The organism is Anaerovibrio sp., from assembly GCF_051866355.1.
GTDB lineage: Bacteria > Bacillota > Negativicutes > Selenomonadales > Selenomonadaceae > Anaerovibrio.
On record NZ_JBJDWZ010000186.1, the window covers coordinates 1 to 5,728 of the forward strand.

The window sequence follows — 5,728 nt, forward strand, 5'->3', positions numbered from 1 at the left end:
TTGTGCTTGCTTTGGGTGAGCAGGAAAGCACTGCGTGACATGATTTGTGCAAGTAGATAACCTGTGGGGATTTTGTGCAAGCAGACAACCCGTGAATGATTTGTGTGGATTGAGGAGGAGCATAAATAGTGACAAATGAAATGATTATTGTCCTGGATTTTGGTGGCCAGTACAACCAGCTGATTGCCCGCCGTGTGCGCGAGTGCAACGTTTATTGCGAGGTGCATCCAAATACTCTCAGCCTTGAGAAAATCAAGGCCATGAAGAACCTGAAGGGCATCATTTTTACCGGTGGCCCTAACAGCGTATATACATCTGATTCTGCAACTATCAGTACCGAGGTATTCAAGCTGGGTGTGCCTGTGCTGGGTATCTGCTACGGCTCCCAGCTGATGGCGCATCTGCTGGGCGGCAAGGTGGAAACTGCTCCTGTCAGCGAGTATGGCAAGACTGATGTGTGCATCAAGGCAACCGGCTCCAAGCTGTTCGAGGGCGTGTCTGCCAATACTGTCTGCTGGATGAGCCACACTGACTATATATCTAAAGCTCCGGAGGGGTTCGCCATTACTGCTGATACTCCTGTCTGCCCTGTGGCGGCTATGGAGAACGAGGCTGAGGGGCTGTATGCGGTGCAGTTCCATCCGGAGGTACTGCACACTGTGGAAGGAACGAAGATGCTCAGCAACTTCGTGTACAACGTCTGCAAGTGTACTGGTGACTGGCGCATGGATTCCTTTGTGGAAACCACTATTCAGCAGCTGAAGGAAAAAATCGGCGATGGCAAGGCTCTCTGTGCCCTGTCCGGTGGCGTGGATTCCTCTGTAGCGGCTGTACTCATGTCCAAGGCCATCGGCAAGCAGCTGACCTGCGTATTCGTCGATCACGGCCTTCTGCGCAAGGATGAGGGGGATCAGGTTGAGGCAGTATTCGGTCCTGACGGCCCGTATGATTTGAATTTTATCCGTGTCAATGTGCAGGAGCGTTTCTATGAAAAGCTCAAGGGCGTAATCGAGCCGGAGCAGAAGCGCAAGATTATCGGCGAGGAATTCATCCGCGTCTTTGAGGAAGAAGCCAAGAAGATTGGTGCTGTGGACTTTTTGGTGCAGGGCACAATCTATCCGGATGTTATCGAGAGCGGACTGGGCAAGTCAGCGGTAATCAAGTCCCATCACAATGTAGGCGGCCTGCCTGATTATGTGGATTTCAAGGAGATTGTGGAGCCTTTGCGCCTGCTGTTCAAGGATGAGGTGAGGAAGGCCGGCCGCGAGCTGGGCATTCCTGATTATCTGGTGAACCGTCAGCCGTTCCCTGGCCCTGGCCTGGGTATTCGTATTATCGGTGAGGTGACTGCCGAAAAGGTAAAGATTGTGCAGGAGGCGGATGCCATCTATCGCGAGGAAGTGGCCGCTGCCGGTGTGGACAAGAATCTGGGCCAGTATTTCGCTGCCCTCACCAATATGCGCTCCGTAGGCGTTATGGGTGATTTCCGCACCTATGACTATGCTATTGCCCTGCGTGCCGTTATGACCAGCGACTTCATGACCGCTGAGAGTGCCCAGCTTCCGTGGGAAGTGCTTCATAAGGTAACTAACCGCATTGTAAATGAGGTTAAAGGCGTAAACCGTGTAATGTATGATTGCACCAGCAAACCGCCTGCGACAATTGAGTTTGAATAGATAGATGATAATGTATGCGGCAGCTAATCTTTTTTGATTAACTGTCGCATTTCTCGTGACGGATTTTCAATTATTGTAAAATAATTGTGAAGGGGGTATGGGCTTGCGAAGACCGCTGACTTGTGTTGAGATTTGTGCTGGTGCTGGAGGTCAGGCACTAGGGTTGGCATTGGCAGGATTTGTTCATGTTGCACTTATAGAATACGAGGAAGAATATTGTAACGTATTGAAACTGAATAGACCGGAATGGAATGTTATCTGTAAAGATGTCAGGAATTTCAATGGAAAGCCCTATGAGGGAGTAGATTTGCTGGCTGGGGGTGTGCCTTGTCCACCGTTTTCCATAGCGGGGAAACAGTTAGGAAAGGATGATGAAAGGGATCTTTTTCCAGAAGCAATTCGGTTGATTAAAGAAATAAAACCAAGAGCTGTCATGTTGGAAAATGTCAGAGGCTTTTTAGATGCAGGTTTTGATGAATATAGAAACTATATATTTAAATCTATAGAGAAGCTGGGGTATTCTGTTTATGTAAGGCTTTTGAATTCATCTGATTACGGAGTTCCGCAACTGCGACCGCGTGTTGTAATTGTTGGTATACGAAAAGGTGAATGTGGAGTGTTTGAGTATCCAGAAGGTCATTCTGAAAATACACCTACGGTGGGAGATGTCCTATATGATTTAATGGCGGAAAATAAATGGGAATTTGCAAAAAAATGGGCAAAAGGGGCTAATAAAATAGCACCAACATTAGTTGGCGGTTCTAAAAAGCATGGAGGGCCTGATTTAGGGCCGGTAAGAGCAAGGAATGCATGGGCTGAACTTGGAGTGGATGGTAGAGGTGTAGCTAATACAGCACCAGAACGTGATTTTGAAGGCATGCCTCGTCTTACCAGCAGGATGATGGCAAGAATACAGGGATTTCCAGATACATGGACATTTGGAGAAAAGAAAACGGCAGCTTGCCGAATGATTGGAAATGCATTTCCACCACCAGTAGCAAAAGCTGTTGGAGAAAAAATAAAGGAGTGCTTGGAGTATGAATGCATTAATAGCGGAAGCACGGAATCACTTTTACGAGAGATTGTTTGAAACGAATACGTTAACATTGACTAAAGCTGGGGTGGCATCTAATGCTGATACCAGTAGCAGAGGCTCGAAAGCCATAGCTGGTAAAATTATTGATATCTTGATGCGTGAATATGATTATATAGTCAATACTGTTGATAAAATTTCCGGGCAAACACTTGGGAAGCAGTTTGAGTTGCTGACAATGGAATTTTTGCAGGAAACGTTTCCGCGCTTGCAAAATCTTCGTCCAGGTCAGTGGTCGATACTGCAGCTTGGCAACAATAACAGGTTAAAAACGAGTGATTTTGAGCAGTATGAGCATTTGGCTTATTTATATGCATTAACGTCGGAGAATGCACAGCTGGCGGCCGCATTAGGTAATGATTATATGGTTGCGCCAGATGTGGTCATTTATCGTAGCCTTTGTGAAGATGAAGAAATTAATGCGGGGCAATGCATAGTGAATGATGATATTTGCAAAATGTCTGATATAAGAAAATCTAATGGCGGCAAGCCATTACTTCATGCCAGTGTATCAGCAAAATATACAATGCGCAGTGATAGGGCACAAAATAGTCGTACAGAGGCATTGAACTTAATTAGAAATAGAAAAGGTCATTTGCCGCATATAGTTGTGGTGACAGCAGAACCTATGCCCAATAGATTGGCATCCCTGGCATTAGGAACTGGGGATATTGATTGTGTATATCATTTTGCACTGTATGAACTGATAGAGGCTGTCAATGAAGTAGGTTCGGAGGATGCAAGAGAAATACTAGAAACACTTGTACAGGGGAAAAGGCTGAAAGATATTTCGGATTTGCCGTTGGATTTAGCGGTGTAGGTTTTGTAGAAGCTATTGGTTACGATGATGTGGCTAAAGTAAAAGAAGATATGGAGAGACTATTATTGTCTTATCAGGAGCGAGCAAAATGTCTGAAGAAAAAATGTCAAAGCATGTGTACAAAATGAATCCGGCATGTCTTCATTGTGGTGAGGAGCATATATGGTGGCGCAGGAGAATACCACTGGAGTATGAGGAAAAGCTGGATGCTTGGTATGCCGAGCACCCAGATGTATCGGATTTAGAGACGTTTCTAATGGAAGCACCGGTTTTTGTGCCTCAGTCATTTAGATGTATAATCTGTGGCAAGGAGTTTGCATATCATATGGGGATTAGAAGAGCAGATAGAACCGATTGGCGTTCAAAAGACTTTGTGCCGGTGGGGGAAGTAGGAATTTTCGATGATTAAGGTGTATTTAAATTACCCACGATAAAAGAAAGAGATTATATAGGGAAGCATAATTTATGCACGATATTTCAAAGGGCGATTGGAAAAAATATCGGGAAAAGATAGGTGATTGGCAAGAGCGATACATAGAACAGCTGATAAAAGGATATGCACTCTGCTTGTCCGGTGATTGCACTGCATCTGAGAAGTTTTGGGAGCTTGAAAGGAGAATAAAAAAAGATAAAAAGCATCTAGGTGTGTTGATAGATGTTCAAAAATCGTCTATGCTATGTGATATATTGCATTTAATTAATTCTAATGTGATAACAATGGAGGATTTAAAAGATTTTAGTGAAGATTTACAAGAAGATATCCAATTTTTTTTAAGGCGTTGATTGTATAATGAACTTGAACAGTTAATCAAAAAATAAAAATCCATAGTGACTACCCGTGTTAAAATGGTTTTGCCAAAAATCATCAACAAAGGAATAATCACTATGGAACAATCCCATTCTAACACAATTGAGACTTCACGTAAACCAGGAAAGCACTTAACTTTGGATGAAAGGGGGATAATTCAGGCACTTCACCATCAAGGATATTCTCTGCGTGATATTGCTGCTATCGTAGGCTGTGCACACACGACCATATACTACGAAATTCGACGTGGAACGCCTAATCCCAAAAGCAATCGTGGGCGTAGACCACAGTATACAGCCAAGCGTGGGCAGAAAACCTATACAGAACACCGGAAACGCTCTAGGAGATCGCTAAAAATTTACTATGACGATTGCGAACCATTCATTCAATGGATGGTAGAGCAAGTCATATAAATTATTACACATTATCAATTAAAAATGCGTAATAATTGGAAATATGATATACTAAATGGAGTAAAATGCAAGAGTTCGACTGATTTGAATTTGTGGGACTATTAAGTTTCCGTGTAATTGGTGAGGAGGATGATGTTTTGATGAATAAAAAAAATAAAATAAAGTATGATTCTGCATATATAAGTTATGTTGAAAATGGAGACTCAGCAGCTGTTTTTATTGTAAGAGACATTGTTAGATCTATTGATACATCAGGAATGTGGATCGATGTAATTAGTACTTCTGGGGATAAAAATAAATATGACAAATGGGATTTTTCAAGTATAACAGTAGAACTTTTTCCAAGAAAAACGAGACCTATATATCCCAAAGAGGCTAGCATTGAAGATAAGAGATATATTACATGGAAAACAGCAAATGAGGATATAGCCAAACAGAGGGCACAAGGATATATGGGTAAAAAATTTATAATTTGTCCTAAACTTGTGAATAAAGGAAGGTATAAAACAATAGAAAAGATATGGAATAGAAAATTTGAACGATATATTCCTAATAACTGGGCAAGGTCATCGGATTGTGAAGTACATAAAAAGAAAGTACCAATAGAATTTGTGTGGGAATATCATATAATATCAGTTAAAAGATTATAGTAACGTAGTTTTTACTTTTAAAGGAATTGGAATGTAGTTCGAGAAGCAGGGGTATATGAATGCCTTGATTGTAATAATAATTGATAGTTAAGATGTATTTTTTGTAGTTGTTTTAAAGTTACAAAAAAGTGAAATTTGCATTTTATGTAGAAATCCAATGTAAAGGCAGGAATGATGTTATGAGGAAGCTTGGTTTGGTTAGCGCCGTTTATAAAGAGCGGTATTCAGGTGGTTGTTCCACGGGAAAGTGAGCTTGCGCCGATAAGTG

The 5,728-nt window shown here is 42.3% G+C and carries 6 protein-coding genes and 1 pseudogene; all 7 read left to right on the forward strand.

Translation table 11 applies throughout. The features are described 5' to 3' along the window. Positions 1 to 140 precede the first annotated feature (140 nt). The 7 genes and pseudogenes from guaA (at position 141) to ACI3UA_RS09875 (ending at position 5,460) form a co-directional block, all read left to right on the forward strand. Positions 141 to 1,676: a glutamine-hydrolyzing GMP synthase gene (gene guaA / locus ACI3UA_RS09845; protein WP_439724647.1), complete on the forward strand. Its 1,536-nt coding sequence runs from the start codon at positions 141 to 143 to the stop codon at positions 1,674 to 1,676. 97 nt (positions 1,677 to 1,773) lie between these two features. After that, positions 1,774 to 2,766 carry a DNA cytosine methyltransferase gene (locus tag ACI3UA_RS09850; protein ID WP_439724642.1) on the forward strand — a complete coding sequence of 331 codons (993 nt, stop codon included), beginning with the start codon at positions 1,774 to 1,776 and terminating at the stop codon, positions 2,764 to 2,766. Beyond that, positions 2,714 to 3,589 carry an NgoMIV family type II restriction endonuclease gene (locus tag ACI3UA_RS09855; protein ID WP_439724643.1) on the forward strand — a complete coding sequence of 292 codons (876 nt, stop codon included), beginning with the start codon at positions 2,714 to 2,716 and terminating at the stop codon, positions 3,587 to 3,589. Before ACI3UA_RS09850 ends, ACI3UA_RS09855 begins: the two co-directional genes overlap by 53 nt. An 88-nt stretch (positions 3,590 to 3,677) precedes the next feature. After that, positions 3,678 to 3,998, forward strand: coding sequence for a hypothetical protein (locus ACI3UA_RS09860; protein ID WP_439724644.1), 321 nt, complete (start codon positions 3,678 to 3,680; stop codon positions 3,996 to 3,998). 56 nt (positions 3,999 to 4,054) lie between these two features. Beyond that, a complete protein-coding gene (locus tag ACI3UA_RS09865) occupies positions 4,055 to 4,372 on the forward strand; it encodes a multidrug transporter (protein WP_439724645.1) in 318 nt (105 codons plus the stop codon). Between the two features lie 102 nt (positions 4,373 to 4,474). After that, positions 4,475 to 4,804 (forward strand): annotated as a pseudogene (locus tag ACI3UA_RS09870) (helix-turn-helix domain-containing protein); the annotation flags it as partial. Between the two features lie 143 nt (positions 4,805 to 4,947). Continuing rightward, the gene (locus ACI3UA_RS09875) at positions 4,948 to 5,460 is read left to right on the forward strand and encodes a hypothetical protein (RefSeq protein ID WP_439724646.1); all 513 of its coding nucleotides are present in this window, start codon (positions 4,948 to 4,950) and stop codon (positions 5,458 to 5,460) included. Positions 5,461 to 5,728: the final 268 nt, after the last annotated feature.